The sequence below is a fragment of the Pseudomonas sp. OTU750018 genome (assembly GCF_011636575.1).
In the GTDB taxonomy this organism is placed as follows: Bacteria; Pseudomonadota; Gammaproteobacteria; order Pseudomonadales; family Pseudomonadaceae; genus Aquipseudomonas; species Aquipseudomonas peli.
On record NZ_JAAPAU010000002.1, the window covers coordinates 550,792 to 577,283 of the forward strand.

Annotated in this window: 28 protein-coding genes; 12 read left to right on the forward strand and 16 right to left on the reverse strand. The window is 60.8% G+C overall.

Annotated features, from left to right (window positions below; all coding sequences use genetic code 11):
- Nucleotides 1-40 precede the first annotated feature (40 nt).
- Complete coding sequence (locus HCI85_RS11320) at nt 41-931, reverse strand: LysR substrate-binding domain-containing protein (protein WP_167144781.1); 891 nt, start codon at nt 929-931, stop codon at nt 41-43.
- 103 nt (nt 932-1,034) lie between these two features.
- On the opposite strand from HCI85_RS11320, the gene HCI85_RS11325 reads away from it, so the two are divergent.
- A complete protein-coding gene (locus HCI85_RS11325) occupies nt 1,035-2,021 on the forward strand; it encodes a DMT family transporter (protein WP_167144782.1) in 987 nt (328 codons plus the stop codon).
- A 55-nt stretch (nt 2,022-2,076) separates the two neighbouring features.
- Here HCI85_RS11325 and HCI85_RS11330 read toward each other — a convergent pair whose 3' ends face one another.
- From HCI85_RS11330 to HCI85_RS11345, 4 genes are all read right to left on the reverse strand, one after another.
- Nucleotides 2,077-2,601 (reverse strand): DUF2937 family protein, encoded by a 525-nt coding sequence (locus HCI85_RS11330; RefSeq protein ID WP_160087311.1) that lies wholly within the window; start codon nt 2,599-2,601, stop codon nt 2,077-2,079.
- A gap of 15 nt (nt 2,602-2,616) precedes the next feature.
- Complete coding sequence (locus tag HCI85_RS11335; protein ID WP_167144783.1) at nt 2,617-3,393, reverse strand: class II glutamine amidotransferase; 777 nt, start codon at nt 3,391-3,393, stop codon at nt 2,617-2,619.
- The gene (locus HCI85_RS11340; RefSeq protein WP_167144784.1) at nt 3,386-3,829 is read right to left on the reverse strand and encodes an HIT family protein; all 444 of its coding nucleotides are present in this window, start codon (nt 3,827-3,829) and stop codon (nt 3,386-3,388) included. The genes HCI85_RS11335 and HCI85_RS11340 overlap by 8 nt, the downstream gene beginning before the upstream one ends.
- An 87-nt stretch (nt 3,830-3,916) precedes the next feature.
- Nucleotides 3,917-4,390 carry an MFS transporter gene (locus tag HCI85_RS11345; RefSeq protein ID WP_167144785.1) on the reverse strand — a complete coding sequence of 158 codons (474 nt, stop codon included), beginning with the start codon at nt 4,388-4,390 and terminating at the stop codon, nt 3,917-3,919.
- A gap of 151 nt (nt 4,391-4,541) precedes the next feature.
- Here HCI85_RS11345 and HCI85_RS11350 point away from each other — a divergent pair, with 151 nt between their 5' ends.
- The 3 genes from HCI85_RS11350 (at nt 4,542) to HCI85_RS20985 (ending at nt 8,834) form a co-directional block, all read left to right on the forward strand.
- A complete protein-coding gene (locus tag HCI85_RS11350; RefSeq protein ID WP_167144786.1) occupies nt 4,542-6,572 on the forward strand; it encodes a S9 family peptidase in 2,031 nt (676 codons plus the stop codon).
- A gap of 218 nt (nt 6,573-6,790) precedes the next feature.
- On the forward strand, nt 6,791-8,416 hold the full coding sequence (locus HCI85_RS11355) for a methyl-accepting chemotaxis protein (protein WP_167144787.1): 1,626 nt from the start codon (nt 6,791-6,793) through the stop codon (nt 8,414-8,416).
- A 211-nt stretch (nt 8,417-8,627) separates the two neighbouring features.
- Nucleotides 8,628-8,834 carry a cyclic nucleotide-binding domain-containing protein gene (locus tag HCI85_RS20985; protein ID WP_241693770.1) on the forward strand — a complete coding sequence of 69 codons (207 nt, stop codon included), beginning with the start codon at nt 8,628-8,630 and terminating at the stop codon, nt 8,832-8,834.
- 11 nt (nt 8,835-8,845) lie between these two features.
- Here HCI85_RS20985 and HCI85_RS11365 read toward each other — a convergent pair whose 3' ends face one another.
- Nucleotides 8,846-9,145 (reverse strand): hypothetical protein, encoded by a 300-nt coding sequence (locus HCI85_RS11365; protein WP_167144789.1) that lies wholly within the window; start codon nt 9,143-9,145, stop codon nt 8,846-8,848.
- A gap of 125 nt (nt 9,146-9,270) precedes the next feature.
- Here HCI85_RS11365 and HCI85_RS11370 point away from each other — a divergent pair, with 125 nt between their 5' ends.
- Nucleotides 9,271-9,642 (forward strand): YajD family HNH nuclease, encoded by a 372-nt coding sequence (locus HCI85_RS11370; protein WP_090253165.1) that lies wholly within the window; start codon nt 9,271-9,273, stop codon nt 9,640-9,642.
- A 170-nt stretch (nt 9,643-9,812) separates the two neighbouring features.
- Nucleotides 9,813-10,283 carry an RNA methyltransferase gene (locus tag HCI85_RS11375; RefSeq protein ID WP_167144790.1) on the forward strand — a complete coding sequence of 157 codons (471 nt, stop codon included), beginning with the start codon at nt 9,813-9,815 and terminating at the stop codon, nt 10,281-10,283.
- 15 nt (nt 10,284-10,298) lie between these two features.
- Here the strand turns inward: HCI85_RS11375 and HCI85_RS11380 are convergent, their stop codons facing one another.
- The 8 genes from HCI85_RS11380 to rnd all read right to left on the reverse strand — a co-directional run bounded on the left by HCI85_RS11380 (nt 10,299) and on the right by rnd (nt 17,732).
- On the reverse strand, nt 10,299-11,396 hold the full coding sequence (locus HCI85_RS11380) for an extracellular solute-binding protein (protein ID WP_167144791.1): 1,098 nt from the start codon (nt 11,394-11,396) through the stop codon (nt 10,299-10,301).
- Between the two features lie 9 nt (nt 11,397-11,405).
- On the reverse strand, nt 11,406-12,518 hold the full coding sequence (gene aguA, locus HCI85_RS11385; protein WP_167144792.1) for an agmatine deiminase: 1,113 nt from the start codon (nt 12,516-12,518) through the stop codon (nt 11,406-11,408).
- A 100-nt stretch (nt 12,519-12,618) separates the two neighbouring features.
- Nucleotides 12,619-13,503, reverse strand: a complete 885-nt coding sequence (locus tag HCI85_RS11390) for a LysR substrate-binding domain-containing protein (protein WP_167144793.1) — start codon at nt 13,501-13,503, stop codon at nt 12,619-12,621.
- Nucleotides 13,504-13,521: 18 nt separating this feature from the next.
- Nucleotides 13,522-14,748 carry a hypothetical protein gene (locus HCI85_RS11395; RefSeq protein WP_167144794.1) on the reverse strand — a complete coding sequence of 409 codons (1,227 nt, stop codon included), beginning with the start codon at nt 14,746-14,748 and terminating at the stop codon, nt 13,522-13,524.
- 64 nt (nt 14,749-14,812) lie between these two features.
- Nucleotides 14,813-15,262: a YcgN family cysteine cluster protein gene (locus tag HCI85_RS11400; RefSeq protein ID WP_160087331.1), complete on the reverse strand. Its 450-nt coding sequence runs from the start codon at nt 15,260-15,262 to the stop codon at nt 14,813-14,815.
- A gap of 84 nt (nt 15,263-15,346) precedes the next feature.
- Nucleotides 15,347-16,279 (reverse strand): D-2-hydroxyacid dehydrogenase, encoded by a 933-nt coding sequence (locus HCI85_RS11405; protein ID WP_167145733.1) that lies wholly within the window; start codon nt 16,277-16,279, stop codon nt 15,347-15,349.
- Nucleotides 16,280-16,308: 29 nt separating this feature from the next.
- On the reverse strand, nt 16,309-16,602 hold the full coding sequence (locus tag HCI85_RS11410) for a YcgL domain-containing protein (RefSeq protein WP_090253148.1): 294 nt from the start codon (nt 16,600-16,602) through the stop codon (nt 16,309-16,311).
- Nucleotides 16,599-17,732, reverse strand: coding sequence for a ribonuclease D (gene rnd, locus HCI85_RS11415; protein ID WP_167144795.1), 1,134 nt, complete (start codon nt 17,730-17,732; stop codon nt 16,599-16,601). The genes HCI85_RS11410 and rnd overlap by 4 nt, the downstream gene beginning before the upstream one ends.
- 155 nt (nt 17,733-17,887) lie before the next feature.
- Here rnd and HCI85_RS11420 point away from each other — a divergent pair, with 155 nt between their 5' ends.
- Nucleotides 17,888-18,949: an SMP-30/gluconolactonase/LRE family protein gene (locus HCI85_RS11420; protein ID WP_167144796.1), complete on the forward strand. Its 1,062-nt coding sequence runs from the start codon at nt 17,888-17,890 to the stop codon at nt 18,947-18,949.
- Between the two features lie 198 nt (nt 18,950-19,147).
- Nucleotides 19,148-19,975: an HDOD domain-containing protein gene (locus HCI85_RS11425; protein ID WP_160087346.1), complete on the forward strand. Its 828-nt coding sequence runs from the start codon at nt 19,148-19,150 to the stop codon at nt 19,973-19,975.
- A gap of 45 nt (nt 19,976-20,020) precedes the next feature.
- Here HCI85_RS11425 and HCI85_RS11430 read toward each other — a convergent pair whose 3' ends face one another.
- Entirely contained in the window at nt 20,021-20,698 is a 678-nt protein-coding gene (locus tag HCI85_RS11430) for a spermidine synthase (RefSeq protein ID WP_160087348.1), read from the reverse strand.
- Nucleotides 20,699-21,003: 305 nt separating this feature from the next.
- On the opposite strand from HCI85_RS11430, the gene HCI85_RS11435 reads away from it, so the two are divergent.
- The 4 genes from HCI85_RS11435 to HCI85_RS11450 all read left to right on the forward strand — a co-directional run bounded on the left by HCI85_RS11435 (nt 21,004) and on the right by HCI85_RS11450 (nt 24,742).
- Nucleotides 21,004-21,858: a sulfurtransferase gene (locus tag HCI85_RS11435; RefSeq protein ID WP_167144797.1), complete on the forward strand. Its 855-nt coding sequence runs from the start codon at nt 21,004-21,006 to the stop codon at nt 21,856-21,858.
- A gap of 236 nt (nt 21,859-22,094) precedes the next feature.
- The gene (locus HCI85_RS11440) at nt 22,095-22,574 is read left to right on the forward strand and encodes a hypothetical protein (protein ID WP_167144798.1); all 480 of its coding nucleotides are present in this window, start codon (nt 22,095-22,097) and stop codon (nt 22,572-22,574) included.
- A gap of 163 nt (nt 22,575-22,737) precedes the next feature.
- On the forward strand, nt 22,738-23,982 hold the full coding sequence (locus HCI85_RS11445) for an OmpP1/FadL family transporter (RefSeq protein ID WP_167144799.1): 1,245 nt from the start codon (nt 22,738-22,740) through the stop codon (nt 23,980-23,982).
- Nucleotides 23,983-24,100: 118 nt separating this feature from the next.
- Complete coding sequence (locus tag HCI85_RS11450) at nt 24,101-24,742, forward strand: response regulator transcription factor (RefSeq protein WP_170048763.1); 642 nt, start codon at nt 24,101-24,103, stop codon at nt 24,740-24,742.
- On the opposite strand, the gene HCI85_RS11455 is transcribed toward HCI85_RS11450, so the two are convergent.
- Entirely contained in the window at nt 24,711-26,489 is a 1,779-nt protein-coding gene (locus tag HCI85_RS11455; protein ID WP_167144800.1) for an ATP-binding response regulator, read from the reverse strand. The two genes, HCI85_RS11450 and HCI85_RS11455, sit on opposite strands and share 32 nt — an antisense overlap.
- Nucleotides 26,490-26,492 lie beyond the last annotated feature (3 nt).

The window sequence follows — 26,492 nt, forward strand, 5'->3', positions numbered from 1 at the left end:
ACCAACGGGCCCGACAGGGCCCGTTGTTCGTTAGGGTGCTTTAACTGAGATTGGTATCGCTGCCAGTCAGGCAGTCGACAAGCGCCGCAGCAAACCCCGACAACAGCTCGCGCTTGCGCACACAAACCTTCAAATCGCGCTGCGCCCAGGGCTCTTCCAGCTCAATCACGGCCAACTGCGCCCCAGCGGTTACCGCACTGCGCGGCACCAGGCCGATGCCAACGCCTGCGCTGACCATGCGGCACACCGCCTCAAAGCTGCGCACTTGAATCCGCACCTCGAGGTGCCGCCCCAATGCGGCGGCTGCGTTCATGGTAAAGGTGTGAATCGCCGAGCCTGAATGCAGCATGACAAAGGGATAATCCAGCACCTGGGCAAACAGGCTGCTGACCTGCACAGCGAGCGGATGATCGACCGGCGCAATCAGCACCAACCGGTCAGCTCGGTACGGGATCAGCTCAACCTCCGCGTCCGCAATCGTCCCCGCCACCACGCCGACTTCCACCTCGCCGCGCGCCACCGCCATCAGCACCTGCGGACTGGTGTGTTCTTCCAGGGAAATACTGACTTGCGGATGACGCTGCAAAAAGCTCGAAAGGCTGTCGGGCAGAAAGGTATGGGTGGCGTGGGTATTGGCCCACAGGCTGACATGGCCGCGTACGCCTTTGGCGTAGGGCGTAAGGTCAGCGTGCATCTGTTCGAGCTGAGCAAACACCTGGCGCGCATGGCGCAGCAGCGCTTCACCGGCACGGGTCAGGCTGACGCCGCGTGGTTCGCGGAGCAGCAGCGGCGTGCCAATCGACTCCTCCAGCACGCGCATGCGATGGCTGGCCGAAGACGCGGCCAAATGCACGCGTTCGGCACCGCGGGTTAAATTCTTTGCTTCGGCAATCGCCACAAACAGGCGCAGATCAATCAGGTCGTAATGCATTGTGTTAGTTAAATCCGAACGATTACTTATGAAAAAGCCAATTCTATAGCGATTCTAACCCCATCATCATTCGGCTCAGCACAACTCTTTAGGGATTACCCACATGCCATGGAAAACCTGGTCTGCTGAACGATTGGGCATTGCACTCGCGGTGCTCGCCGCATTCGGTTTCTCGTTCAAGGCGATCTTCGTCAAGCTGGCCTACGCTGCTGCGCCCGTGGACGCTGTTACCCTGCTGACGCTGCGCATGAGCTTTGCCCTGCCCATCGCGTTGTGGGCCACGCTGTGGCTGTGTCGCGCAGCGCCGCCGCTCACGCGCAAAGACTGGGGCATGCTGATTGCCCTGGGGCTGCTCGGTTACTACGGGGCCAGCATTCTTGATTTTATTGGCCTGCAGTACATCTCGGCGGCGCTGGAGCGGTTGATTCTGTTTATCTACCCAACCATAACCGTGCTGATTGGCGTACTGTTTCTGGGCAAGCGTCTGGAGAAACGCCAGATTGCGGCGCTGCTGCTGACCTACGCGGGCATCGGCCTGGCGTTCGCCCACGACCTGCACGTAGCAGAGGACCTGCATACGGTGCTGATCGGCGCCGCCTTTATCTTCGGCTCTGCAGTGTCCTACGCGCTTTACAGCTCGGGGGCCGAGGTGGCCATTCACCGGCTGGGCACCATCCGCTTTGCTGCCCTGGCGATTATCGTGTCCACCTTTGCCACGCAGCTTCACTTCCTCGCCACGCAACCGTTTTCTGCACTGCAGCAGCCGATGGAGGTGTATGCGTACAGCGCGGCGATGGCGATTTTCTCCACCGTGCTGCCGATATTCTGGCAATCGGCTGCACTGCGCCTGATTGGCTCGGCGCGTACCGTGCTGATTGGCACACTGGGGCCGATCCTGACGATTGTCTTCGCCTGGATGCTGTTATCGGAGCCGGTGTCGGTTGCCCAGTTGGCAGGTGCCGGACTGGTGCTGGCGGGGGTCTTGTTGGTGTCGCGGCGTAAAACAGTGTCCGTTCAGCCCGCACCTGCTACCGAGGATGCTCACGCTAACAAGCAGGCACTCGCCACACCGGCGTCACCTGTTAAGTAGGTTTAGAAGCGGCAGAAACATCAAGGGCTCTTACGAGCCCTTGATGTGATCCAACTTAGCGCCAGTGCCGCTGCTGCACCTTCTGACTGCGGCCCGCACCAAACAGCATGCCGACCAGCAGCGCCAGGCTTTCCAGCAGCCAGGCCAGCAACATCGCGCAGGCAATGCCCCAGGCGATGGCCTCGGGGGCCAGCAGCACCTGGTAGCGGTAAGCGGCGAAGGTTTCTTCCAGCAACTCATGGTCTGCGGCGGTAGCCAGATGCCAGACCTGACCGTACCAGGGCCCTTGCATCGCCTTGGATTCGCGCTCAAGGAATGCCGAACGCTCAACCAGGGTGCCCAAACTCTGCGCATCGCTGCGCATCACGGGGTCAGCGCTGGCTTGGTAATGGCCAACCAACGCGACCAGATCCCCCTTGAAAAAACGCTTTGCAGTCTCCCGAAAGCCTTTAAGCCCTTGCTCGGATTCAATCCGATGGGCTTCAACGCGCTTGCTGTAGTCGTCGATAAACCCCGGCACCTGCACCCCAACCAGCAAACCCAGGGCAAACAAGGCCAACCGCAGATAGCTTCTAAACATGTCCCCTCCCCCAATTCAGTCCGTTAGGCCTTGCGCCACGCATTCACCACCGCGCCACAACCGCCACTCGCCCGGCTGGTATAGCGTCCAGCTCTCGTTATCGGTCAACGGCTCAGTGGCCAACACGCTGACCACATCATTGGGCGTGGTTTCCGCCTGAAAATCCACCTGCATATCGGCATCTTTCAAATGCGCTGGGCCAAACGGCGCCCGCCGGGTGATATGCGCCAGCTTGCTGCTGCAGAAGCTGAACAGCCAGTCGCCATCACTGAGCAGGCAATTGAATACGCCGAGCTGACGATAGCCCGCACAGGCACTGACCAAAGTAGGCAGTAACCGCTCTACCGCAACCGGCTCGGGAAAGGCCTGACGCAGGCGATTGAGCAAATCACAGAAGGCCGCTTCGCTGTCGGTGTCGCCAATCGGCCGGTAGTTATCCAATTGCGGGGCAAAATCGGCCAATTGGCCGTTGTGGGCAAAGCACCAGTTACGCCCCCACATCTCGCGTACGAACGGATGGGTGTTGGCCAGGCAGACGCGGCCGACATTGGCCTGGCGGATATGGCCGATCACCACTTCGCTCTTGATTGGATAGCGTTGTACTAACTGCGCCACCTCTGACTCGCTGCTAGCACGCGGGTCCTGAAACAGGCGCAGGCCGCGCCCCTCGTAAAAACCGATGCCCCAGCCATCGCGGTGCGGGCCGGTCCGCCCGCCGCGCTGCATCAGGCCGGTAAAGCTGAAAACAATGTCGGTCGGCACATTGGCGCTCATGCCCAGCAATTCACACATTGCGTAACGCCTCGCGCAGCTGCTGCGCTTCAATTGCCAGACGCGCCTCGATGCGTTTGCGCGCCAGCGGCAGAAAACGCGTCAGAGCGCGCCACAGCAACGGCATTACATCGCCGCTGCGTCGTGGAATCAGGTGCAGATGCAGGTGTGGCACATGCTGATTGGAGGTCGGCCCGTCGTTGATCAAGAAATTGATGCCCTGCTCGCCATAGCCGGCCGCTCGCAGGGCTGCAGCCATGCGTTGCGCCAGCTGCAGCAACTGCTCGCTGGCCGCAGTGGAAAGGTCTTTAAGAAACGGCGCGTGTTCGCGGCTGACAATCAGCACATGGGCCGGGCGCAGGGGGAAGATATCCAGCAGGACGATAAAGTGCTCGTCCTCATAAATACGCTCGGCAGGCAATTGCTCGGCGGCGATTGCACAGAACACACACGTCATAAGCCTCTCCTTAATCAACAACCCAGCATGCTGAACGGCTGGCTGCGTTGGCACAAGGCCGGCGGCGTCAGGCAGCGCCGCCGCGGCTTACAGGCGGGGTTCAACTCGCAGGCGACGGTCGCCGCGGGCATCGTATCGGGTGTCGCCAAAATCCTGTTCATCACGCGTCATCATTTCGCGCAAGGTCGGCTCATCGTCGGCAGCCGGTGCTGGCCCCTTACGTGCCTGCCACCAACGCTCAATGGGCCAGCGCACCGCGACAAACAGCAGATAAAGAGTAAACATAATCAACGCGTACATGCTCAGGTCCGCCACTGCACGCCAGGCGTTATTGCCCACATCCAGCAACAGGTCCATGGCAGTAATTGCCACCGCAGGGGCGAACTGCTCCTTACCAGGGTCGACCACGGTTGGGCTGAACAGCAACACCAACACCAACACGCGCAGCGGCTCACGCAGGTAGCGCCACATCCAACTGGTCAGGCGAAACCACACCAACAGGCAACCAAGAGCGGCCAGAAGATAGGCGCCCCAGGCAAGCAGGTAGTCGTTTTCAGTCATAAAACACACATTCTCTGGCATTGAAGACCGTGCGGCGCATGCACATAAGCACGTAGATTTCAGCAGCCGACGGTCAAAGTGGCGCTTATGATAACGGCTTTTGCCTGCCTCGGCGTCCCCGCTGTCGGCCGCCATCCACAGGAGTTGTTTCATGCCACAAGCCCCCATAGCCCGTGCCGATAACGCTGCAGACCCGTATCGCTGGCTGGAAAACCGTGACAGCGCTGAGGTGCTTGATTACCTCAAGGCGGAAAATACCTACCTGGAACAACAGCTCAGCGACCAACTGGCGCTGCGCGAAACCTTGTTTCAAGAGATCAAAGGGCGCATCCGCGAAACCGACCTGAGCCTGCCGTCGCCGTGGGGGCCGTATCTGTATTACCAGCGCACCACGGCGGGCGACGAATACCCGCGGCATTACCGCTGCCGCAAACCCGCCGATGGCTCGCTGACGGTCGATGAGACCAGCGAACAGCTGCTGCTCGACCCCAACGACCTGGCCGATGGCGGCTTTATCTCCCTCGGCGCTTTCAGCATCAGCCCTGACCATCAGCGCCTGGCCTACAGCCTGGATACCAGCGGCGAGGAAACCTACCAGCTGTTTGTCAAAGAGCTGGCCGAAGACCGCCTGATCGAGCTGCCGTTCGAGGAATGCGACGGCAGCATGACCTGGGCCAATGACAGCCAGACCTTGTTCTTCGGTGAACTGGACGATACCCACCGGCCGCACAAACTCTACCGCCACCGCCTTGGCACCGACGCAGCCGAACTGGTGTTCCACGAGCCGGACGGACGTTTCTTCCTCAGCTGCTACCGCAGCAGCTCCGAGCGCCAGCTGATCCTACAACTGGGCAGCAAAACCACCAGCGAAGCCTGGGTGCTGGACGCCGAAACACCGCAAGCCGCGTTCAGCTGCGTGGTCCCGCGCGAAGAGGGTCACGAATACGACGTCGACCACGGCGCTCTGGATGGCCAGTGGCGCTGGTTTATCCGCAGCAACCAGCACGGCATCAACTTCGCGCTGTTTACTGCATGCGACGCAACGCTGAACCGTAGCGATTGGCAATTGCTGCGCGCCCATGACCCCGACGTGATGCTGGAAGGCGTTAGCCTCAATCAGCAAGCGCTGGTGCTGAGCCTGCGAGAAGGCGGTTTACCGATTATCGACGTGCAGCCGCAGGGGCAAGCGGCCTACCGCGTGCAGCTACCGGACGCCGCCTACAGCCTGTATGTACAGGACAGCCTGGAGTTTGACAGCCCCGCCATTCGCCTGCGCTATGAAGCGCTCAATCGCCCGGCGCAGGTGCGTCAACTGGAACTGGCTAGCGGCGCGCAAGTGGTGCTCAAGCAAACCCCAGTGCTCGGGCCGTTCGATGCCGACGACTATGTCAGCCAGCGCCTATGGGCCACTGCAGCCGATGGCAGCCAGGTACCGATCAGCCTGGTGGCCAAACGCGAAGTGCTCGGCACCTCTGCCCCGCTCTATCTGTATGGCTACGGCGCTTATGGCGAAAGCCTCGACCCCTGGTTCTCCCATGCGCGCCTAAGCCTGCTGGAGCGCGGCTTCGTGTTCGCCATCGCCCATGTGCGTGGCGGCGGCGAGCTGGGTGAAGCCTGGTACCGCGCGGGTAAACTGGAGCACAAGCAGAACTCGTTCGGCGACTTTATCGCCTGCGCCGAACACCTGATCAGCAGCGGTTATACCAGCGCGCAACAGCTGGTGATCAGCGGCGGCAGCGCCGGCGGTCTGCTGATGGGAGCAGTGCTCAACCAACGTCCCGAGCTGTTCGCCGCCGCTATCGCCGAAGTGCCGTTTGTTGATGTGCTCAACACCATGCAGAACCCCGACCTGCCGCTGACAGTCACCGAGTACGACGAATGGGGCGACCCTAGCCAGCCCGAAGTCTTCGAGCGGATCAAAGGTTACGCACCCTACGAAAACGTCCAGGCCCAAGACTACCCAGCGATTCTCGCGGTGGCCGGCTACAACGACAGCCGCGTGCAGTACTGGGAAGCCGCCAAATGGGTGGCCAAGCTGCGCGCGCAGAAAACCGACCACAACCTGTTACTGCTGAAAACTGAACTGGACGCTGGCCATGGCGGCATGAGCGGTCGCTACCAGGCGCTCAAAGATGTCGCCCTGGAATACGCCTTTATTCTCAAGGTACTCGGCCTGGTTTGACTCGCCACCACCGCGCTGCCGCCTGCTGTCAGGCGGTTAAGCCGCGCGACAAACGCTCAGAGTCATTCGCACTAAACAGCGGACGTTTAGCGCGAAAAATTACTTGACCGGTCATGCAGATTTAACCGGCCTGACGTACAAGTTCAACTACGCTGAATTGCACGCTGGCTTACTGCCATCCCCCCATTTCGCTGCCTGCTCACCATGGACGGTCTGTGATGAAAAACTGGAAGATCAGAACCCACTTATTCCTGCTTGCCGGCTGCCTGCTGCTGGGTTTGCTCTGTGTTGGTGGTCTGGGTTTGTATGGTTTGCAGGCCACCGTCAAGGGGCTGCAAACGGTGTACCTGGACCGCGTGGTGCCGCTGCGCGACCTCAAACTGATTGCCGACCTCTATGCCGTCAATATCGTTGACGCGACCCACAAGGCGCACAGTGGCGAATTGGATGAAAAAACGGCGCAACGGTTGATTGAAGAGGCGCAGGTGCGAATTGAGGACACCTGGAAAGCGTACTTGGCCACCGAACTGATCCGCGAAGAAAGTCAGCTGATTGAGCAAATCAACCCGCTTATGGAACAGGCACGACAACCACTCAATGAGCTACAGAACCTGCTTAACCGTGGTGATAAAGCAGGCATTGATGCCTTTGCCAGCCAACGTCTTTATCCATTGATCGACCCACTCTCTGAGAAATTCGCCGAGCTGATCGATGTGCAACTGCTCGAAGCAAAGCGCCAGTACCAACTGGGTGAGGCCGCTTATGCGAGCAACCTCAAACTGAGCATCAGTGTGCTGCTGATTGCGCTGTTGATTGGTCTGGCCCAGGTCATCTATTTCATCCGCTTGATGAGCCAGCAACTGGGGGCCGAGCCCGGTGAGCTGGAAGAAATCAGCGCACGGATTGCCGAAGGTCGCCTGGGCGGCGGCAAGAGCTTGGGTAACCAGGTGATGACCGGCGTGATGAAATCGGTGCAGAGCATGCGCCGCGGCCTGCAGGATATGATCGGCAATATCGGCGAAGCCTCCGAACAGATCGAATGCGCCACCCTGCAACTGGCCGCGTCCTCCGAACAAGTGCTGACCAGCGCCAACGTGCAAAGTGATACCGCGTCAGCGATGGCCGCCACCGTCGAACAACTGGCCGTAAGCATCAATCACATTGCCGAAAACGCCCAGCAAACCTATGACATGGCCAAGAAAGCCGGTGACATGACCGATGCCGGCATTTCTGTCATGGCCCGCGCCACCACAGAAATGCACAAAATCGCCGAGCTGGTTGCTGAGAGCGCGCAGGATGTCGAAACTTTGGCCGCGCAATCGCGCAACATCACCGCCATTGTCGACGTAATCCGCGGCATTGCTGAGCAAACCAACCTGCTTGCCCTGAATGCCGCTATCGAAGCGGCACGTGCCGGTGAGCAAGGTCGCGGTTTTGCCGTGGTCGCCGATGAAGTGCGCAGTCTGGCCGGGCGTACCGCCCACTCCACCACGGAAATCATCGCCCTGGTCGATGCCATTCACAGCGGCATGCATAAAGCAAAAATCAGCATGGCCGCTGGCTGTGAACGAGTGAGCATCGGTACGCAGTTGGTCGATCAGGCGGGCAATTCGATGACGGGCATTCGCCTGGCGCTGAATGAATCATTGCAAGCCGTCAGTGTGATTTCGCTGTCACTGCAAGAACAACGTGCGGCCAGCGAGCAGGTGGCTATGAACGTGGAACTGGTGGCGCAAATTGTTGAGGAAAACTCTGCGGCACAAGGCGGTATTGTTCAGGCTATCCAGTCCCTGCAGGCCATGTCCGGGCGACTGCAGGGTGTGATGCGGCGCTTCAGTTTCTAACCGGCATGGCGACTCGGCGGCACGTAACAGGTATCGCTGGCAGGTACCTTGGCGGGCGACCAAGGTCAATTTGTTCGACCGAAGTTACCCTCCCCCTGCGGCATGTTCGACGGCCTCACGCCCAACGAACTGCTCAGCGCTGCCTACTACTTCAAGGCTAGTAAATGAACCGGACGCAAGCATCTGCCGCTACGGCGATCCTAGTACCTGTATGTGCATCATCCATGCGGGTGCAGCTTCGGTTCGCCAAATCAATTCCAACAGCAAAAACATCGAACTGACTCGGCTGCGCAAGGGCCGCGCGTTTGGCGAGATGGCAGTACTCGACGGCGAGCGCCGCTCGGCCAGTTGCATCGCTGTAAGTGATTGCAGCCTGCTGATGCTGGCCAGGGGCTCACTGGACAAGCAGCAGCTCTAGTCACCCGCCACTCACTCGTTGGGCTTCGGCACCGGTTGGGTATTGCGCTCGCGCTGCTGTTGCAACAACGGCACATCCTGATCGCTACGCGGCTGGTTGGATTGTGGCTGCGGCGTCTGCTTGAGCAGTGGCGGATTATTGCGGGCCGGGGCGGGTAAATGCTGCGGCGCCACCTTGGGATAGGGTTGCGGCGTGGCGGTACCCGGGGCACCTGCTGCTGGTTCTGTGCTCGGCATTTTCGGTGGCTGCTGGGCAAGCAGCGAGGTGCTGGCCAGCGTGGTCATCATCAGTAATAGGGTTGTCAGGCGCATGGTGCTATCTCCGAGGGCAGTTATCCTCTTGGGCAGCAACCCTGCCGCTAAGTGCCGCATGGGCAGTTCTCACTGACCGCCGGCACGGCTAGACTGATCGCACAGCCCAGCGTACGAGAATCCAGATGAGCAGCGACAAATCCCCCTCCGCCACCGGCAAACTTGACCGCATCCTCGCTGAGGCCCAGCGCTCGCGTGAAGAAGGCTACCGCGACAAGGCGCTGAAGATGTACCCGCACGTCTGCGGCCGCTGCGCCCGCGAGTTCTCCGGCAAGCGCTTGAGCGAGCTGACCGTGCACCACCGCGACCACAACCACGACAACAACCCGCAGGATGGCTCCAACTGGGAGCTGCTGTGCCTGTACTGCCATGACAACGAACACTCGCGCTACACCGACCAGCAGTATTTCAGCGAAGGTTCGCTGAGCACACCGAAGACGGCCCAGGCGACCCACAACCCCTTCGCCGACCTGGCTGCAAGGCTGAAAAAGCAGTAACGCACGGCTGTCGAAACCCGTTTGCTGACGGTCTAAGGGTTAGTCGTATCGTCAGCAAGCTGCCCCACAGAAAAATCTGCCCGCTGCCATACAGGTATACTCGCGTCTTTTTTGCCGCCCTCCTTGGCGTGGCGCCAAAATCCCCTCGAAAATTCTGTGCGAGTGCCACCGTGGCCAACAAGAGATACGCCTGCATCGGCCTGTTCAACCCCAAATCCCCGGAAAACGTCGGCTCTGTGATGCGCGCAGCCGGCTGCTATGGCGCCGCCTCGGTGTTCTACAGCGGTAAGCGCTATGCCCGCGCCCGCGACTTTATTACCGACACCCAGCGTATCTATATGGATATTCCGCTGATCGGTGTGGAGGATCTGCAGCAGATCATCCCCATCGGCTGCACGCCGGTGGCCGTGGAGCTGGTCGAAGGCGCACGGCCGCTGCCGCAATACACCCACCCCGACCGAGCCATCTATATCTTTGGCCCCGAAGACGGCTCGCTGAGCAAGGAAGTGCTCGACTGGTGTGAGGACGTGATCTACATCCCCACCCAGGGCTGCATGAACCTCGCAGCCACCGTCAATGTGGTGCTCTACGACCGTATGGCCAAAGGCATCAACACCAAGTCCGGTCCCGGACTCAAGTAGACCGCAACCCTGTGCTTACAACCCTGACTTGAGCCGGCTAAAGGCGCGAGTTAATGCGCGGTTGAACGCCTTGGCGTTGTCGTTCTTGGTGTATAGCTGCGCGCGCACAGCGGCCGGCGGATAGGTGCCAGGGTCGGCGAGGATGGCTGGATCGACTGTGGCATTAGCCGCTGGCACCGCGTTGGCGTAGTAGATGGTGTTGGTGATGGCACCGATGACATCGGGCGCCATCAGGTGATCCATCAACGCCAGGCCCGCCTCTGGGTGCGGCGCATCCTTGGGAATCACCATCGCATCGAACCAGATCAGCGTGCCTTCACGCGGGATGCTGTAGTGCAGGCTGTAGGGCTTGCCCGCCTGCTCAGCCTGGCCAGCGGCAATCGACACATTGCCGTTCCACGACATCGCCAGACAGGTATCGCCGTTGGCCAGGTCAGTGATATTGCGGTCGTTGTCGAAGTAGCGAATCGACGGCCGCACCTTGGCCAGATGGGCTTCGGCCAGTTTCAGGTCGTCCAGGCTCTGCTGGTTGATATCCAGACCCAGGTAGCGGAACGCGGCAGCAAACACCTCATTGGGATCGTTGAGAAAACTCACCCCACAATCGGCAAACTTGGCCACCACCTGCGGATCCAGCAGCATGGCCCAGCTGTCGGTGGGCGCATCGGCCATGCGCTTGGCGATGGCCTGCTGCTGATAGCCAAAGCCCGTAGTGCCCCACACATACAACCCGGCATAGCGATTACCCGGATCAAACGCGGCCATGTGCCCAGTGAACTCCGGATCAAGCCCTTTGAAATGCGGCAATGCAGCTTTATCCAACGGTTGCAGCGCGCCACTTTTGATCGCCCGCTGCAGATGCTGGCCAGCCGTCAACACCAGGTCGTAGCCGCTGCGCCCGGTCAGCAGCTTGGTTTCGACGGTTTCCAGCGAGTCGAAATGATCGACCACCACTTTGATTCCGGTCTTCTGCTCGAAGCGACTGAGGGTGTCCGGTGCCAGGTACTCACCCCAGATAAACAGATTGACCTGCTTCGGCGCTTCGGCCGCCAGCGCCTGAACGCTGGCCGCCAGGCCAATCGCGAAGCCCAACAGGCTGACATGCAGTTTCATCGAAGCCTCCTAGGCGCGCTTAGGCGCGGCGTATTGCGGCATGGTGATGCAGGCGACGTTGCCGCCACCGAGGAGGATTTCCCGGGAGTTTTCGATACCGATAATCCGGTGCTTGGGGAACAGCTCGGCCAGGGTGGCTTGGGCCACGCGGTCGCAGGGGTCGTTGAAAAGTGGCACGACGATGGCCGAGTTGCCGGCGTAGTAGTTGATGTAGGAGGCGCAGATCTGCGTGCCGGCCTGACGGGTGTGGGTGGATTCATCCTGATCCAGGCCTTCGGCTTCTTCGGCCGTCCACTCCAGTACGCGAGGTTGCGGCAATTTGTGGATCTGCAGCTCGCGGCCTTGGGCATCGCGGGTGCTGCGCAAGATGTCGTAAGCCTCCTGGTAGATTTCCCACTGCGGATCATTACGGTCATCGGTCCACTGCATCACCACCACACCGGGGCGGACAAAGCAGGCCAGGTCATCGATATGGCCGTCGGTTTCATCGAACTTGCAGCCGCGCGGCAACCAGATCACCTGCTCGGCACCGAGATAGTCCTGCAGACGGCGAGTCATCTCGCCCTTACCCAAATGAGCGTTGCGGTTGCGGTTAAGCAGGCACTGCTCGGTGGTCAGCAGGGTTCGCTGGCCATCGGTCTGGATGCCGCCCATCTCGGCAATAAAGGGCGCGCGATAGCGGTCATAGCCTTCGATTTCGAGGATTTTCTGCGCGATCTGGTCGTCCTTGTCCCAGGGGTAGTACAAGCCGCCGTCGAGGCCGCCGTAGGCGTTGAACTCGAAATCCACGCCGCGGACTTCACCGCTGTCGTCATTGACCAGAAAGGCCGGGCCGCTATCACGAAACCAAGTGTCGTTGCAGGTCATCTCCACCACCCGCACATGGGCCGGCAGCTGACGCCGGGCGTTGGCGTACTGGCTGGCCGAGGCGCACACAGTCACCGGTTCGCTGCTGGCAATTGCCGTGACGATATCCACCCAGACCTTCTGCGCCGGCTTGGCGCCGTTGCGCCATACGTCCGTGCGTTCCGGCCAGCCCAGCCAACAGCCGGCCTTAGGTTCAAATTCGCCGGGCAGACGGAAGCCATCGGCTTTAGGGAGAGAAGTCAGGGAACGCGCCATCGGATGCACCTTATGCCTGTGGGGAAGATGGCCACACAGTACGCGGCGCGTTGGCCGGGCTTCCAACGACGATTATTGCGGAATAGCTGAATTCAATTCATCAGTCAGTCAGGTGATCACCCAGCCAATCTAAGAAGTGCGCCACCGCCGGCTTCTCCAGACGAATGCGTTCGCAGACCAGCGCATATTGCCCAAGCGCCGCCACACTGGCGTTGAACGGCCGCACCAGACGGCCGCAAGCCAAGTCTTCTGCGGCGGTAAGGTTATCGCCCATGGCCACGCCTTGCCCTTGCGCCGCCGCTTCCAGCGCCAGGCCGGCATGCCCCAGATACAGATGACGCGCGGGCTGGATATCACCGGCATGGGTGGTCAGCCAGGCGGTCCAGGTTTTGCCGTCCTGATCATCGTGCAGCAGGCCGTGACGGGCCAGGTCACGCGGATGTTTAAGGCCGCCCTGGTTGAATAGGCTGGGGCTGCACACCGGAAAGAACTGCAGGGTCGGCAGCGGCCGTACAAAGTAAGCACTGGCATCCTCAGGCCCGGTGCCGTAGGTGATTGCCAGGTCGATATCCGGGCTCGGCAGACTGGCTTCCAGCGGCTGGTCGTGTAGATGCAGGGTGATCTGCGGATAGCGGTCGCTGAAGTCGGCCAGACGGCTGACCAGCCATTTCTGCGCCAGCTCGGGGGTTACCGCGATACGCAGCACCGCCTGCGAGCCGGGGTCGCGCAGCTCCTCACACGCCTCGCCAATCAGTTCAAACGCTTGCTGCAAGCGCTGCAGCAAACGCCGTGCGGCTGGCGTCGGTACGACTTGGCGACCTTCGCGGGTAAACAGCGGCGTGCCGAGTTGTTCTTCTAGCTGACGAATCTGATGGCTGACTGCGCTGTCAGTAACGCACAGCTCAGCCGCCGCCCGGCCGAAGTGGGCGTGCCGGGCGGCGCACTCGAAGGTGCGCAAGGCGGTGAGGGACGGTAGGCGGCGCATGCTTACTCAGGGCGTGGGCTAGCGCAACAGCTTGTTGTCCAGCGTCTTCGAGGCGCTACCCATGACGTTCTCGCTGATCTCGATAAAGTCTTTGGTACTGGCTTTGTCGAGGCGCATCAGGCCGCGGGTCACGTCATCCAGCGAACGTGGCTGGGTGGTGCCTTTGGTGGCCTGGCGGATTTCCCGATCCAGCTCCTGCAGCAGCAACACCGCACGGGCGGTGACCGGGCCGCTGGAGTTGTTGGTGCGCAGGCTGTCCACCGGCTTGCTCCAGCGAATCAGCTGCTCGCGGATTTTCTGATAACGCTCCTCGCTGAGGCCGCCGGCGCGGCGCATCAGCTCAATGGCGTAATACTCCGCCAGGCCTTCGGTGATCCAGTCACTGCGATCACGGGCGCGAATCCGGCTGAACACATGCACCAGCTCATGCACCAGAGAACTGGTGCCATTCTCACTGACCAATGGACGGTCCGTGTGCATGTAGTAGGAGTTGGCTGCCGACAGGCCGCCGCGCCACATCGGGTCACCGGCGCCGACAATCAGCAGCTTGGCCGGGTCGCGCGGGAACACGTCCTGAGCATGCGGCCAGACGAAGGTCAGCAGGGTCATCACGTCCATGCGGCGCATGCCCTCGCCCACTGGCGCGGCGATAGCCACATCGGTTTCACCCAATTTGGCGCGGCGCGTGCCAACCTTGCCGGCCACCATCCAGCCAGTCGGGCGATCGAACTTGCGCTGTGGGTTGTCGATGCGGAATTTGTTCTTGCCGATGCGCGGCCAGCCGGTTTCGACGCTCTTCCAGCCCTTGGGCAGGTCGAATTGCAGGCGCGAGACCAGCTCGGTTTTATCTTCCTGGCGCAGCTTGACCGCCGGCACCAGGTCATCGCCGCGCAGCAACGCCCAGTCCGGGGTGATCCGCGCATCAAAGCGACCCGGGCTGCGCTCGTTATTGATGCGCACACGGTAGCTAAGGGTCGACTTGCCTTTGCCCGGCTGCCAGGTGCCTAGCTCAGGGCTGTTTTGCGTCCACTGGCCATCGGCCTTGAAATCGCTGTAGGCGCCCTGCTCGCCAAGGTTGAAGGCCAGACTGATCACCTGCGCGCCGTCTTCCAAGGTCAGGCTGACCTCGGCCTGCTCCGTGTCTGGCAGAAAGCGCACGCGATAATCCAGATCGACCTTCTTTGCCCAGACTGGCGTGCTCAGGCTCAGCAGAACAACGGACAGCAGCAAACGGCGCATCAACATGGCAAAGCTCCACAGTGCAAATCATTGATTCAGGCGAGTTTAGGCTGGCATTCACAGGCGAGGTTCAGCCAGCGCGGAAAATCATGTGGTCTTCCCACTCATCCTCGGCCACGCTGTTCTCGCTGAGCATGCGCCCAGCCTGGGAAATCCGCTGTTTGTGCACCTGCTCCGGGTCGCCGCAGACCAGGTGGTGCCAGAGCAACAGATCCTTGCCTTCGCTGACCAGGCGATAGGCACAGGTCGGCGGCAGCCACTGGAACTGGTCAGCCTGGGCCGGGGTGAGCTGGATGCAGTCCGCAACGAATTTGCGTCGGTTGCTGTAGTCGGTGCAGCGGCAGGTCTGCAGGTCCAGCAGTTTGCAGGCGATGCGCGTGTAATAGACGCTGCCATCGTCCTCGTCTTCAAGCTTTTGCAGGCAGCACAGGCCGCAGCCATCGCACAGCGACTCCCACTCGTCCTGATCCAGCTGTTCGAGGGTTTTACGTTTCCAGAAGGGTTCGACTTTGGCGGCCATGGCGAGGGTACAGTGAGGGGTGAAAAGGCCGGCAGTCTAGCGGCTGGGGCAACAACGGCCAAGGGCGGCGAGCCGAATGGTTAATTAATAACCACGAACAAAGTCCACGTGCCCGCGCAGTGCATGACCGGCCTTCCAGCGCGCCAGGTTATCGACAAACAACTTCACCAAGAGATGAGGATCAGTCGGCGCCGAGCTATGTCCGGTAAGCAGCAGACGCGGCGCATCCCAGAAGGGATGACCAGCAGGCAGCGGCTCTTCACGGCAGACGTCAATTACCGCGCCAGCCAGTTGCCCCTGCTCCAGCGCACTGACCAGCGCTTGATCGACCACCGCCACACCGCGTCCGGCATTGATAAACAACGCACTAGGCTTGCAGGCGGCGAACAGCGCGGTGTCATAAATATCGCGAGTGCTCGGTGTATCCGGCAGCAGGTTGATCAGGTAATCGACCTCGCCCACCAGGCTTGGCAGCTCGTCGAGCCCGACCACCTGGCGGAACGGCGGAAGATTGCGCGGACTGCTGGCGATGCCTAGTAGCTCGATGCCGAACGGCGCCAGAAACTGCGCCACGCTCAGGCCTATATCACCGGTTCCTACGATCAGTACCTTGCGCCCGGCCAGGCTACGCGGCAGACGATTGTCCCAGCGCTGCTCAACCTGAGAGGCCAGTGCAGCAAACAGCTGGCGCTCATGGGCCAGCAGATGGCACAGCACATACTCGGCCATCACCTGGCCGAAGATGCCCACGGCACGGGTTAACGCGTAATCCGTTGGCAAGTCCTTGGCGAGCAGCGGCGTAATGCCCGCCCAGGTCGATTGCAGCCACTGTGGCCGGCTGCCCTGACGCAGCAAAGGCGCGAGCAGATCCGGCTGGCCAAGCCATAGCGGGCAGCTCGCGGCGTATTCGGCCAACTCGGCCGGCTGATCACTGCTGCACAACTCAAGCTCGGGTGCCTGCTGGCGCAGCAACTCGGCATACAGGCCGTGTTCGGCTTCGGCAACCAATACACGCAGTGGGGCATTCGCAGTGGCGGGCATAGCGGTTACATCGGGTCGTTACGGCGCAACAACTCATCCGGCAAGTGTTCGATGTACTCGTCTTCCGGCGGTGGCATCTGCAGGTGGTAGCCCTGCTCGTCGAGGTTGGCCAGCACCTTGTGGATGTCTTCGCGAGCCAGAACGCGCTCGGGCGTCAGCACCATCTCGAAGGCCAGGGCTGGAGGGCCGAAAGCCAGCAGCAGGTTTTCCGGCACGCGCTTGAGGCCATCGCTGCGCAGCACATAGAGGTACATCTCATTCTTGCGCGGGCTTTTATAGATTGAGCAGATACGTTTCACGCGGACTCTCCGGTTGCAGCCAGGCAATCCAGCAGCGCCTGGCCCATCAATTCACGCCGCCAGCCGCGCAGCGACTCCGGCAGCTGATAAGGCCCTTTGGGATAGCCGGTTTTCAGCAAGGCTTCGAGGGTTTTCTTGCGCAGCATCAGCTCCGGGGCGATGTTCAGGCGCTCGCCTTCACGTTGACCAATGGCACGCAGCTTTTTCAGCAGCGACGCGGCCTCAAGCGGCAAGGGCTCAGGCAACGCTTCGGGCCACGTCTCAGGCGGGGTTGCGGCGGCTTGCTGGATCAATTGCAGAATAAAGTCGCCGTCCTGACGCACAGTTTTCGGGTGCATGTCCTCGATCCGCGCCAGCGCCACCAGGTTATCCGGCTGGGTGCGCGCCAGTGGCCACAACGAATGCTCACGGATAATCCGGTTACGCGGCTGGTTGCGTTTGCGCGCCTGCTCTTCACGCCAGGTGCACAGCGCTTTCAACACCGCAAGCTGTTGCCGGTTGAGTTTCCAGGCCAGCTTGGCTTCGCGGTAGGCCAGCTCGGGATCGACTTCGCGTTTGAGGTTGCTGACCAGCTCGGCGCCGTCTTCCAGCACCCAGGCGTATTTCTCGGCAGACAGCTGCGCCTTGAGCTGCGCATACACCTCGGCGAGGTGCAGCACGTCTTCGGCCGCATAGCTGACCTGAGTGGCCGACAACGGCCGCTGCAGCCAGTCGGAGCGGGTCTCGCCCTTGGGCAGTTCGATATTCAGCACCGCCTGCACCAGGCGCGAATAGCCCATGGAGAAACCCAGGTTGAGGTAGCCGGCGGCCAATTGGGTATCGAACAGCGGCGTAGGCAGGCTGCCGGTCAGGCGCAGAAAGACTTCCAGGTCCTCGCTGCAGGCATGCAGCACCTTGACCACGGCAGGGTCCTGCAACAGATCGGCAAAGGGCGCCCAGTCGCTGATCAGCAGTGGATCGATCAGGTACGCCCGCTCGCCCTCGCTGACCTGCAGCAGGCCGGCAATCGGGTAAAAGGTGTCGACCCGCATAAACTCGGTATCGACCGCCACAAACGCCAGCGTGCGCCAGGTTGCACAATGCTGCGCCAGGCTGGCGTCATCACCAATCCACTGAATATCAATCGCCACACAGCTCTCCCATCAAGAATGCCGCGCAGTATATATGCCCAGGCACTGTGCCGGGCATTTGCCGGCCATTTACCCCCGGGCATCACAGATGCGAATGAACCCTGTAATCTGGCCGGCGCTTGCATTTGCTTACCTTCATCACAGGGAATAAAAAAATGAAGAAACTGCTTGGCCTGCTTGTGGCCTTGATTGCGGCGGCGGCGATCTACCTCGCCGTCACGCCTAGCCCGATTGATCCGCTGGCCTGGGAAGCCCCGGCTATCCCGCCGATGACCGGCGTACTGGAGCCCAACGACACGCTGATGAAGGCCGAACTGCTCGGCCGTGGCCAGGTGCATGGCCCGGAAGACACCGCCGTAGATGCTCAAGGCCTGGTGTATACCGGCCTGCATGACGGCAAGATCGTGCGCATCAAAGCCGATGGCAGCGTGGAAACCTTCGTCGACACCAAAGGCCGCCCGCTGGGCATGGACTTTGACGCCGCCGGCAACCTGATCGTCGCCGACGCTTACAAGGGCTTGCTGAGTATCGACGCCCAGGGCCAGATCAAGGTACTGACCACCGAAGCCGAAGGCGTAGCCTTCAAGTTCACCGACGATCTGGATATCGCCCGCGACGGCACCATCTATTTCAGCGATGCCAGCCAGCGTTTCGAACAGCCCGACTATCTGCTCGACCTGCTCGAAGCCCGCCCCCATGGCCGCCTTCTCAGCTACAACCCGGCTAGCGGTGAAACCAAGGTGCTGCTCAAGGACCTGTACTTCGCCAACGGCGTGGCGCTGTCGGCCAATGAAGACTTCGTGCTGGTTAACGAAACCTACCGCTACCGCATCACCCGTTACTGGCTGAGCGGCGAAAAGGCTGGCACCCACGACATCTTTATCGACAATCTGCCGGGCCTGCCGGACAACCTGCAAGGCGACCGTAACGGTACCTTCTGGGTAGCCCTGCCAACTCCGCGCAAAGCCGATGCCGACATGCTGCACCGCTCGCCCTGGGCAAAATCGCAGCTGGCTAAACTGCCGCGCGCCTTCTGGCCCAAGGCCGTGCCTTACGGCTTTGCCATCGCCCTCAATGAACAAGGCGAAATCACCCAGAGCCTGCACGACACCAGCGGCACCCACCTGCGCATGATCACCTCGGTCAAGCCGGTGGGTGATTATCTGTACTTCGGCAGCCTGGATAATGACCGGATCGGCAAGCTGAAAATCCGCTAGCCCTGATGGGCCCGCATCCAAGCTGCATAACAGCTCAGTGCGGGCCCGTTTGCGCAAAAAAAACCTGCCAAAAAACCCAGCCCAGCCTGTACGAAGACTGTTTTACTGATCTAAATCAGCGTCCGCCGTATGCCGAACTTTTGCCTGCTTAAATCACTGCTATCGTGATAATTCCCACCTTCTCTGCAGGCTTTTGTCATGGATATAAACGCCCTATTTTCTCAAGTTCACAGCTTGCCCTGCATTCCCAAAGTCGCTCAGGATCTGATCCAGCAGTTTGATAACCCCCACACCAGCCTCGACAGCATCGCCCGCAACATCTCCCTCGACCCCGTGATTGCCGCCAAGGTGCTGCGTTTGGCCAACTCCGCCCGCTTTCGCGGCGCACGCGAGTCCGCCAGCGTTGAGGATGCGGCCATGCGACTTGGCTTCAATACCTTGCGCACCCTGGTGCTGGCATCGGCGGTAACGGGTGCCTTCCAAGCGCCGCCGGGTTTCGACCTCAAAGGTTTCTGGGCACACAGCTTCCAAGTCGCCAGTATCAGTCGATTGCTGGCCAAAACCCGGGGTGTCGCCGTTGAAATCGCCTTTACCTGCGGAATGATGCACAACATCGGGGAACTGCTGATCCAGACCGGTGTGCCTGAGCTGGCAGAACGTCTTAACCAGAACGGCAAGGATGTGGGAGCAGCCCAGCGGGTGGCGTTGGAAACTCTGCAACTGGGCTTCGGCTTCCCTGAGGTGGGCGCTGAACTGGCTCGGCGCTGGCAGCTGCCGGAACTGATCCAGCATGCCATCGCCTACCAGAGCCGCCCTTTCCAAGCACCGGTAGACATGCCCTTGCCGCGCGTGCTGGCTCAGGCTGTATCGATTGCCGAGGCGCTGCGCGAACACCCGGGCGCCATGTCCAAAGCGGTGGACACGCTGCAAGGCCCGCTATTCGAAGGGCTGGATGTGCCAAGTCTGTTGGATGAACTGCCCGCTGTTCTGGATGCCGACAAAGGCTTTGCCGAGTTGCTTGGCTGATCCAAACACCACTGAGCGCCTGGCTGCGCTCAGTGGTGGCTACCACTACTTGCTGGCAATCCAGATGGTATGCCGGGTGCCCTTGTTGCCATGGGCATAAACCTGCACTTCTTCGACCTTGAAACCGGCCTTGCGCACCTTATCGCTAAAAACCCGATCGGCACTGGCCGACCACACTGCCAGCACCCCTTTGGGTCGTAAGGCCTGGTAACAACGCTGCAGGCCCTGGGCCGAATACAGCCAGCTATTGCGCTTTTGAGTCAGGCCTTCTGGGCCGTTGTCGACATCCAGCATGATCGCGTCATAACGCTGATCAGCGTTCTTTAGGCAATTAGCCACGTCGTCCTGAATCACCCGGGTACGCGGGTCAAGGATTGGATAGCCGGCCTTAGCACCCAGTGGGCCACGGTTCCACTCCACCACGCCCGGAACCAACTCAGCCACTTCCACTTCGGCGCTCTTGCCCAGATTCTGCAACGCGGCGGCCAGGGTAAAACCCATGCCCAGGCCACCGATCAGCACACGCGAATCCGGCCGACCGGCGACCTTCTTGCAGGGGATCGCCGCCAGGGCATCTTCAGAACCATGCATGCGCGTGTTCATCAATTGGCCGCCATCGCCGCCGGCAATCTTGATCACGAAATCCTCGCCGTACTCGAACAGGCATAAGGCACCTGAGCCATCAGGAATCGGGGCGGTATCGAGCAGTACAAAACGCTTCATGGGTCGCAGCAACCTGGGTCAGCTAAAACGGGCATGCAGCATGCCCATAAACCACCAAAGATGCAGCGCCCTGTCGGCAGAAATTCTTCTGCGCATGCGGTCTCGACAGCCCAACGCCAGGGTTTATGATGCCGCCTGCCCTAGAATCTGTTCAGGATCTCGCGAGCTAGAGTCATGCAAGGCAAAAACAGGCGAGGAAGCGGAGTGTACTTTTGTACATGAGCATTCCGAGCCTGTTTTTAACGCCGCAGGGCCGACGCGCAGCAGATCGTGAGCAGGTTCTTATTTACCCACAGGATGACTGTATGCCCCTCGCCCAACTGATCAGTGCCGCCCAGCTGCAGCAACGCCTTGATGAGCCCGACCTGCTGATTCTCGATTGCCGTTTTGCCTTGGATGATCTCGCCTACGGCCAGCGTAGCTACACCGAAGGGCATATTCCCGGCGCGCAGTTTGCCGATCTAGAGCGTGATCTATCCGGGCAGATCCATAAAGGCATCACCGGCCGTCATCCCCTGCCAGAACCGGCGCAACTGCTGCAGCGCCTGCGCGAATGGGGCCTGAACAATCACAGCGAAGTGGTGCTGTACGACGACGGTCCGGGCGCCTTTGCGGCACGTGCCTGGTGGCTGCTGGTGTGGTTAGGCAAACGTGAGGGCGTTTACCTGCTTGATGGCGGCCTCAAAGCCTGGCGCGAAGCAGGCGGCGCCTTGACTCAGAACCTAGCTACGCCAACGCCAGGGGCATTCAATGGCAAAGCGGACGCCCACTTGGTGGTCAGCGCCGCCCAACTGCAGCAGCGCTTGGGAGATCAGCAAATGACACTGCTGGATGCGCGTGGCCTGCCGCGCTTCAGGGGCGAAGTCGAACCGATCGACCCGATCGCGGGGCATATCCCCGGCGCGCAGTGCGCGGCGTTCACGGACAACCTCGACAGCGACGGCCACTTCCTCAGCGCAGAGCAGCTAAGCCAGCGCTTTGCATCACAACTCGGTGAGCGCCAGGCCAGTGAACTGGTGGCCTACTGCGGCTCCGGTGTGACAGCCTGCCATAACCTGTTTGCCCTGTGCCTCGCCGGCTACCCGCTGGCGCCGCTGTATGCCGGCTCCTGGAGCGAATGGATCACTGACCCTGCTCGCCCAGTAGCCACTGGCGACTGATTTCAGTTCAGGCAGGCTGGCCGCGCGACTCATGCTCGCCAGCCGTGCTTAAGCACCAACTGGAATATAGGCAATAACCGAAAGCCGAAAACAATTTAAAAACAGCCCTTTACAGTAAAAAGGTCGCACTACACTTCAACTTGAGCGGCTAACCTCGCTCCCGGTGGGGCCTTTATCAGAATAAGTCGAAGCTGCCAGCGCCCCGGCCCCATCGGTCACCTTTCGCCGAGGGCTATATGGGAATTGCCGCCTGCGAGTTAAGCCAGTACGTCATCCGCCCTACCCTGCTCTATCTGGGCCGCCACTCCACCGCCGCCGAGGCCTTGTTGCTCGGAGCCGCCGCCAGCCAATCCGGGCTCGGCTCCGCCCTTGATGACAAACACGGCCACGGCCTCTACCGGATCGCCGCGCTGCGCCATCAACAGCTCTGGGATCAGCACCTGGCGTTGGATCCGGACCTCGCCAGCCAAGTACGCGGCCTCGCCAGCCAGCATGCCTTCCTCGCTGCACCGCACTTGGAACTGACCGTTAACCTGCGTTATGCCACAGCGATTGCATGGATGCTGATCGAAGCTGAGCACCGCGAGCTGCCAGCCGCTGATGATCTGCTGGGTATGGCGCACGTTTGGCGCCGAGTGTTCAAACCGCACGGTCGCACCAAAGACTTTATCGCAGCCTGGCAACGCTGCATCGGCAGCCTCAGCCAAGTGGCTTGAAGCCTAACGGGCTAGCAGATTGTCTGACAACATCCACGCGATTAGCAGAAAATAGCGTCATGATAAAGGCATAAAACCGCTCTATCTCGGGAACTTCAAAGGCTTGGCAAGGGTCATGGAAAGTTGCTAGTTTCCGCCCCCCGCTAAACCCTAGGAGTCCTCCGTGCCTAAAAGAGTCGTCAAGACCTGCCTGTCAATTGCCTTCATTTCTGCTGCCAGTCAAAGCGTTGCCGGTGGCTTTGCCATCAATGAACAAAGCGTCAGCAGCATGGGCACCGCTTTCGCAGGTCGCTCGTCGTCTGCCGATGATGCCAGCACCGTATTCGGCAACCCCGCTGGCATGGCCCGCATAAAGCGCGAACAAGTCAGCGGCGGCATTGCCCTGATCCACGCTAAAACCGATATCGACAACACCAGCGGTTCTGCCCGCGGCAGCAATGACGGCGACATGGTTCCGTTTATCGGCGCGCCCATGGGCTATTACGTCAAACCGCTGGACGACAACTGGAGCTTCGGCCTGGGCCTGTATGTGCCGTTCGGCCTGGTGACCGACTATGAGCGCAGCTTCCAGGGCCGCTATCACGGCGACCGTAGTGAAGTGCGGGTGATTACCCTGCAGCCGACCCTGAGCTATCGCTTCAACGAGCAACTGTCGATCGGCTTCGGCCCAACCATCAACCGCATCGACGGCGAGCTGACTTCGGCCATCGAAAACCCGTTCGCCGGCGGTGACGGCAAGGTCGAAATCAAGGGCGATGACACCGCGCTGGGCTACAACCTCGGCGTACTGTTTGAAATCACCCCACAAACCCGCTTCGGCCTGACCTACCACTCCAAAGTGGACTACCGCCTGAAGGGTGACACCACAGTCTCTGGCCCAGGCGTTATTGCAACTTCGGCTGGCACCTACGATGCGTCACTGGAGCTGACCACTCCGGAGTCGGTGGATGTCTCCGTCACCCATGAACTGAATGCCGACTGGACCCTCTACGCCGGCAGCACCTGGACGCGCTGGAGCCGTCTGGAAGAAATTCGCGCAAATAACAAAGGCGTCGGTGGCTTGTTGGCGGGCAAGCTCAGCAGCATCAGCGAACCGCAGAACTGGCACGACACCTGGGCTCACGCCGTTGGTGCTGCCTACAAGCTGAACCCGCAGTGGACCCTGCGCGCCGGCCTGGCCGTGGACCAATCCCCCACCAACAACACCGACCGTTCGCCGCGCATTCCTACTGGCGATCGCACCATCGTCAGCCTGGGCACAGCCTGGAGCCCGAATGATGACGTGACCATCGACCTGGCCTACTCCTACCTGATGGAAGACGACGCACATATTGAGCGCGACGACTACAGCGCCACCTACAAAAACACCGCTCACGGCCTGGGCGCTCAGGTGACGTACCGCTTCTAAATCACCCTGCAGTTTGGGTTACACTCGCGCGGCGCATACAACAATAAGAAGAATGGTCTGGAACCGTTCTAACGTCGCGTAGCGACTGCCCGCGGGTGGCCGCCATGGATGGCAGGCCATGAAGCCGCCTGAGACAGCCCTGATGACCACACTCTGCACTGCCCTGCCCGAACAGCTCAGCCTGCTCCTGGTGGACGACCACCGTATTTTTCTTGATGGCCTCAGCCTGGCCCTCGGCCCACTCTGCGCCGACCTGCACATTCGCACCGCCGAATCCGCTGCCGCCGCCGAAGCCTGCCTGCAACACACCACCTTCGACCTGATTCTGCTTGACCTGCGCTTGCCCGACCTGCCGGGCCTGGAGTTGCTGCAGCGTTGGCAACAACAAGGCCGCATGACCCCGGTGGCAATCCTCAGCGCCAGCGATTCGAACCTGGATGCTCAAGCAGCCTTAGCCGCCGGTGCGCTGGGCTTTATTCCGAAAAGTGCCAATAGCGATGAACTGCGTCAGGCAGTAACCCGCGTACTGCTGGGTGAAACCCTGCCCGCACCGCAAACGGGCGACAAACCGCAGCTCACACCCCGGCAGATGGAAATCCTCCAGCTACTCGCCGAAGGCTTGCCAAATAAGTCGATCAGCCGTCAGTTGGGGGTCTCCGAGGACACGGTGAAAACCCACCTGAAATCACTGTTCCAGGAATTTTCTGTGCACACCCGAACAGCCTGTGTCAGTGCGGCGCGGCAACGGGGCTGGCTCTGAGCTCTGCGGGCAACAGCACTGCCAGCGCTTGGCGCAAACGGGCTGGCAACAGCGGCTTACCGAGCAAAGTGACATGGGCACGGGTGCAGCGCTCTTGCAGGTCAGCGCTGACATCGGCAGTAATCAGCAACGCTGGGAGCATGCGTCCGGCTTCTTCACGTAACCGCTCGATCACGCGCAAGCCGTCCTCGGTAGCGGCCAGGCGGTAGTCGCTAATCAGCACCTGCGGCTGCGCCTCACGCAAACACTGCATGGCCTCTGCGGGGTTGGCGCAGGCCCAGACATCACAGCCCCAGCGCTGCAACAAACCGGACAGGGCTTCACGCCCTGCGGCGTCGTCTTCCAGTAATAACACCCGCCCGCTCAATGCTGCGGCAACGGCTGCAGGTGGCTGCCACTCACCGGCTTCAGCTTGCGACAGTTGCAGGATAAAACGCGCTCCGCCGCCAGGGCTTGAATCCAGCCGCAGCGGATGCCCTAGCAACTGCGCCAGTTGCTGAACGATGGCCAGACCCAGACCCAGGCCACGTTCGGCATTACGCCCAGGGTTATCCAGCTGGCGGAACTCTTCAAAGACCTGACTCTGTTCTTCTTCACTCAGGCCCTGGCCGTCGTCACCGACCTCCAGCTGCACTACGCCCTGCTCGACACGGACATGCAGCCAGACTTGCCGCGCCTGGGCATGCCGCAAGGCGTTGCTCAGCAAATTGCGTAGCACGCGCTCGAGCAGCAGCGGATCACTGCGCACCCAGAGCTCCGCGCATTGCAGCTGCAGCTCGACACCCTGAGCATCGGCCTCGGCGCGGCTTTCACCACTCAGGCGCACCAGCAAGGGACGCAAGGCAAACACCTCCGGTTTGGCCTGCACGCCGCCGGGCAAGGTCAGACGGGTGTAATCAAACAGCGACTGCAGCAGTCGACTGAGCTGCTCCACAGCAATCGCCAGGCGGCTGCTGATGCGGTGTACGTTGGGATCCTGATTTTGTTCCAGCAAGTGCTGGGCATACAGGCCCATCGCGTTGAGGGGCTGGCGCAGGTCATGGCTGGCCGCTGCCAGCAGGCGCAGCTTACGCGCGTCGTCCGCTTCCGCACGCTGCCTCGCCAGATCGAGCAATCGCAGATTAAGCCAAGCACCGCGCTGGCCATGCTCTTGCAGGTACGCGCCGACACTGCCGATCAGGTTGGCGCAAAACAGAAACAACCCCTGGTAACCCAATGCCACGCTTCCACCCGTGACAACCCACCCCAGCCACAGGAACAACCCGCAGACGCCCCAGGACGCCAGGCTCACCGCACGAAACGAAACCCCCAACAGCACATAGCCAAACAGCAGCACCAGAAACAGCCCGTCATAGGGCATGGCCACACCCTGGCTCCAACACAGGTGAATAATCACCGCAACCGAAGCGCCATTGAGTGCATAGGCCGCCACATAGGCCAACAAGGCGCTTTGCGGTGGCGTATGCGGGCGGCGACAGTAGAAGAAGGCCAACAGCGCACCGCACATCCCCAACAGCCGCATGGGCAGAGTTGCCAGGCTGGCGTTGAGGGGCAGTAACACCAGGTCAAGGGCGGTGTAGACCAGTTGGAAGATGACTGCCGTACTGATGATCAGCAGCAGGCGGCGGCGAATACGCAGCACCCGATGGTCGAGAAACTCATCCTCCAGAACACCAGTAAAGCGCAGCCGCCGGTAACCACGCCGCTGCTGGGCCAACAGCAGCGACTCCTGACGCTCCAGGCTCATGCC

What these genes read in the sequence shown, in the direction of transcription:
- HCI85_RS11320 (WP_167144781.1), bottom strand. Translation starts at nt 931, where the DNA reads ATGCATTACGACCTGATTGATCTGCGCCTGTTTGTGGCGATTGCCGAA.
- HCI85_RS11325 (WP_167144782.1), top strand. Translation starts at nt 1,035, where the DNA reads ATGCCATGGAAAACCTGGTCTGCTGAACGATTGGGCATTGCACTCGCG.
- HCI85_RS11330 (WP_160087311.1), bottom strand. Translation starts at nt 2,601, where the DNA reads ATGTTTAGAAGCTATCTGCGGTTGGCCTTGTTTGCCCTGGGTTTGCTG.
- HCI85_RS11335 (WP_167144783.1), bottom strand. Translation starts at nt 3,393, where the DNA reads ATGTGTGAATTGCTGGGCATGAGCGCCAATGTGCCGACCGACATTGTT.
- HCI85_RS11340 (WP_167144784.1), bottom strand. Translation starts at nt 3,829, where the DNA reads ATGACGTGTGTGTTCTGTGCAATCGCCGCCGAGCAATTGCCTGCCGAG.
- HCI85_RS11345 (WP_167144785.1), bottom strand. Translation starts at nt 4,390, where the DNA reads ATGACTGAAAACGACTACCTGCTTGCCTGGGGCGCCTATCTTCTGGCC.
- HCI85_RS11350 (WP_167144786.1), top strand. Translation starts at nt 4,542, where the DNA reads ATGCCACAAGCCCCCATAGCCCGTGCCGATAACGCTGCAGACCCGTAT.
- HCI85_RS11355 (WP_167144787.1), top strand. Translation starts at nt 6,791, where the DNA reads ATGAAAAACTGGAAGATCAGAACCCACTTATTCCTGCTTGCCGGCTGC.
- HCI85_RS20985 (WP_241693770.1), top strand. Translation starts at nt 8,628, where the DNA reads ATGTGCATCATCCATGCGGGTGCAGCTTCGGTTCGCCAAATCAATTCC.
- HCI85_RS11365 (WP_167144789.1), bottom strand. Translation starts at nt 9,145, where the DNA reads ATGCGCCTGACAACCCTATTACTGATGATGACCACGCTGGCCAGCACC.
- HCI85_RS11370 (WP_090253165.1), top strand. Translation starts at nt 9,271, where the DNA reads ATGAGCAGCGACAAATCCCCCTCCGCCACCGGCAAACTTGACCGCATC.
- HCI85_RS11380 (WP_167144791.1), bottom strand. Translation starts at nt 11,396, where the DNA reads ATGAAACTGCATGTCAGCCTGTTGGGCTTCGCGATTGGCCTGGCGGCC.
- aguA (WP_167144792.1), bottom strand. Translation starts at nt 12,518, where the DNA reads ATGGCGCGTTCCCTGACTTCTCTCCCTAAAGCCGATGGCTTCCGTCTG.
- HCI85_RS11390 (WP_167144793.1), bottom strand. Translation starts at nt 13,503, where the DNA reads ATGCGCCGCCTACCGTCCCTCACCGCCTTGCGCACCTTCGAGTGCGCC.
- HCI85_RS11395 (WP_167144794.1), bottom strand. Translation starts at nt 14,748, where the DNA reads ATGTTGATGCGCCGTTTGCTGCTGTCCGTTGTTCTGCTGAGCCTGAGC.
- HCI85_RS11400 (WP_160087331.1), bottom strand. Translation starts at nt 15,262, where the DNA reads ATGGCCGCCAAAGTCGAACCCTTCTGGAAACGTAAAACCCTCGAACAG.
- HCI85_RS11420 (WP_167144796.1), top strand. Translation starts at nt 17,888, where the DNA reads ATGAAGAAACTGCTTGGCCTGCTTGTGGCCTTGATTGCGGCGGCGGCG.
- HCI85_RS11425 (WP_160087346.1), top strand. Translation starts at nt 19,148, where the DNA reads ATGGATATAAACGCCCTATTTTCTCAAGTTCACAGCTTGCCCTGCATT.
- HCI85_RS11430 (WP_160087348.1), bottom strand. Translation starts at nt 20,698, where the DNA reads ATGAAGCGTTTTGTACTGCTCGATACCGCCCCGATTCCTGATGGCTCA.
- HCI85_RS11435 (WP_167144797.1), top strand. Translation starts at nt 21,004, where the DNA reads ATGCCCCTCGCCCAACTGATCAGTGCCGCCCAGCTGCAGCAACGCCTT.
- HCI85_RS11440 (WP_167144798.1), top strand. Translation starts at nt 22,095, where the DNA reads ATGGGAATTGCCGCCTGCGAGTTAAGCCAGTACGTCATCCGCCCTACC.
- HCI85_RS11450 (WP_170048763.1), top strand. Translation starts at nt 24,101, where the DNA reads ATGAAGCCGCCTGAGACAGCCCTGATGACCACACTCTGCACTGCCCTG.
- HCI85_RS11455 (WP_167144800.1), bottom strand. Translation starts at nt 26,489, where the DNA reads ATGAGCCTGGAGCGTCAGGAGTCGCTGCTGTTGGCCCAGCAGCGGCGT.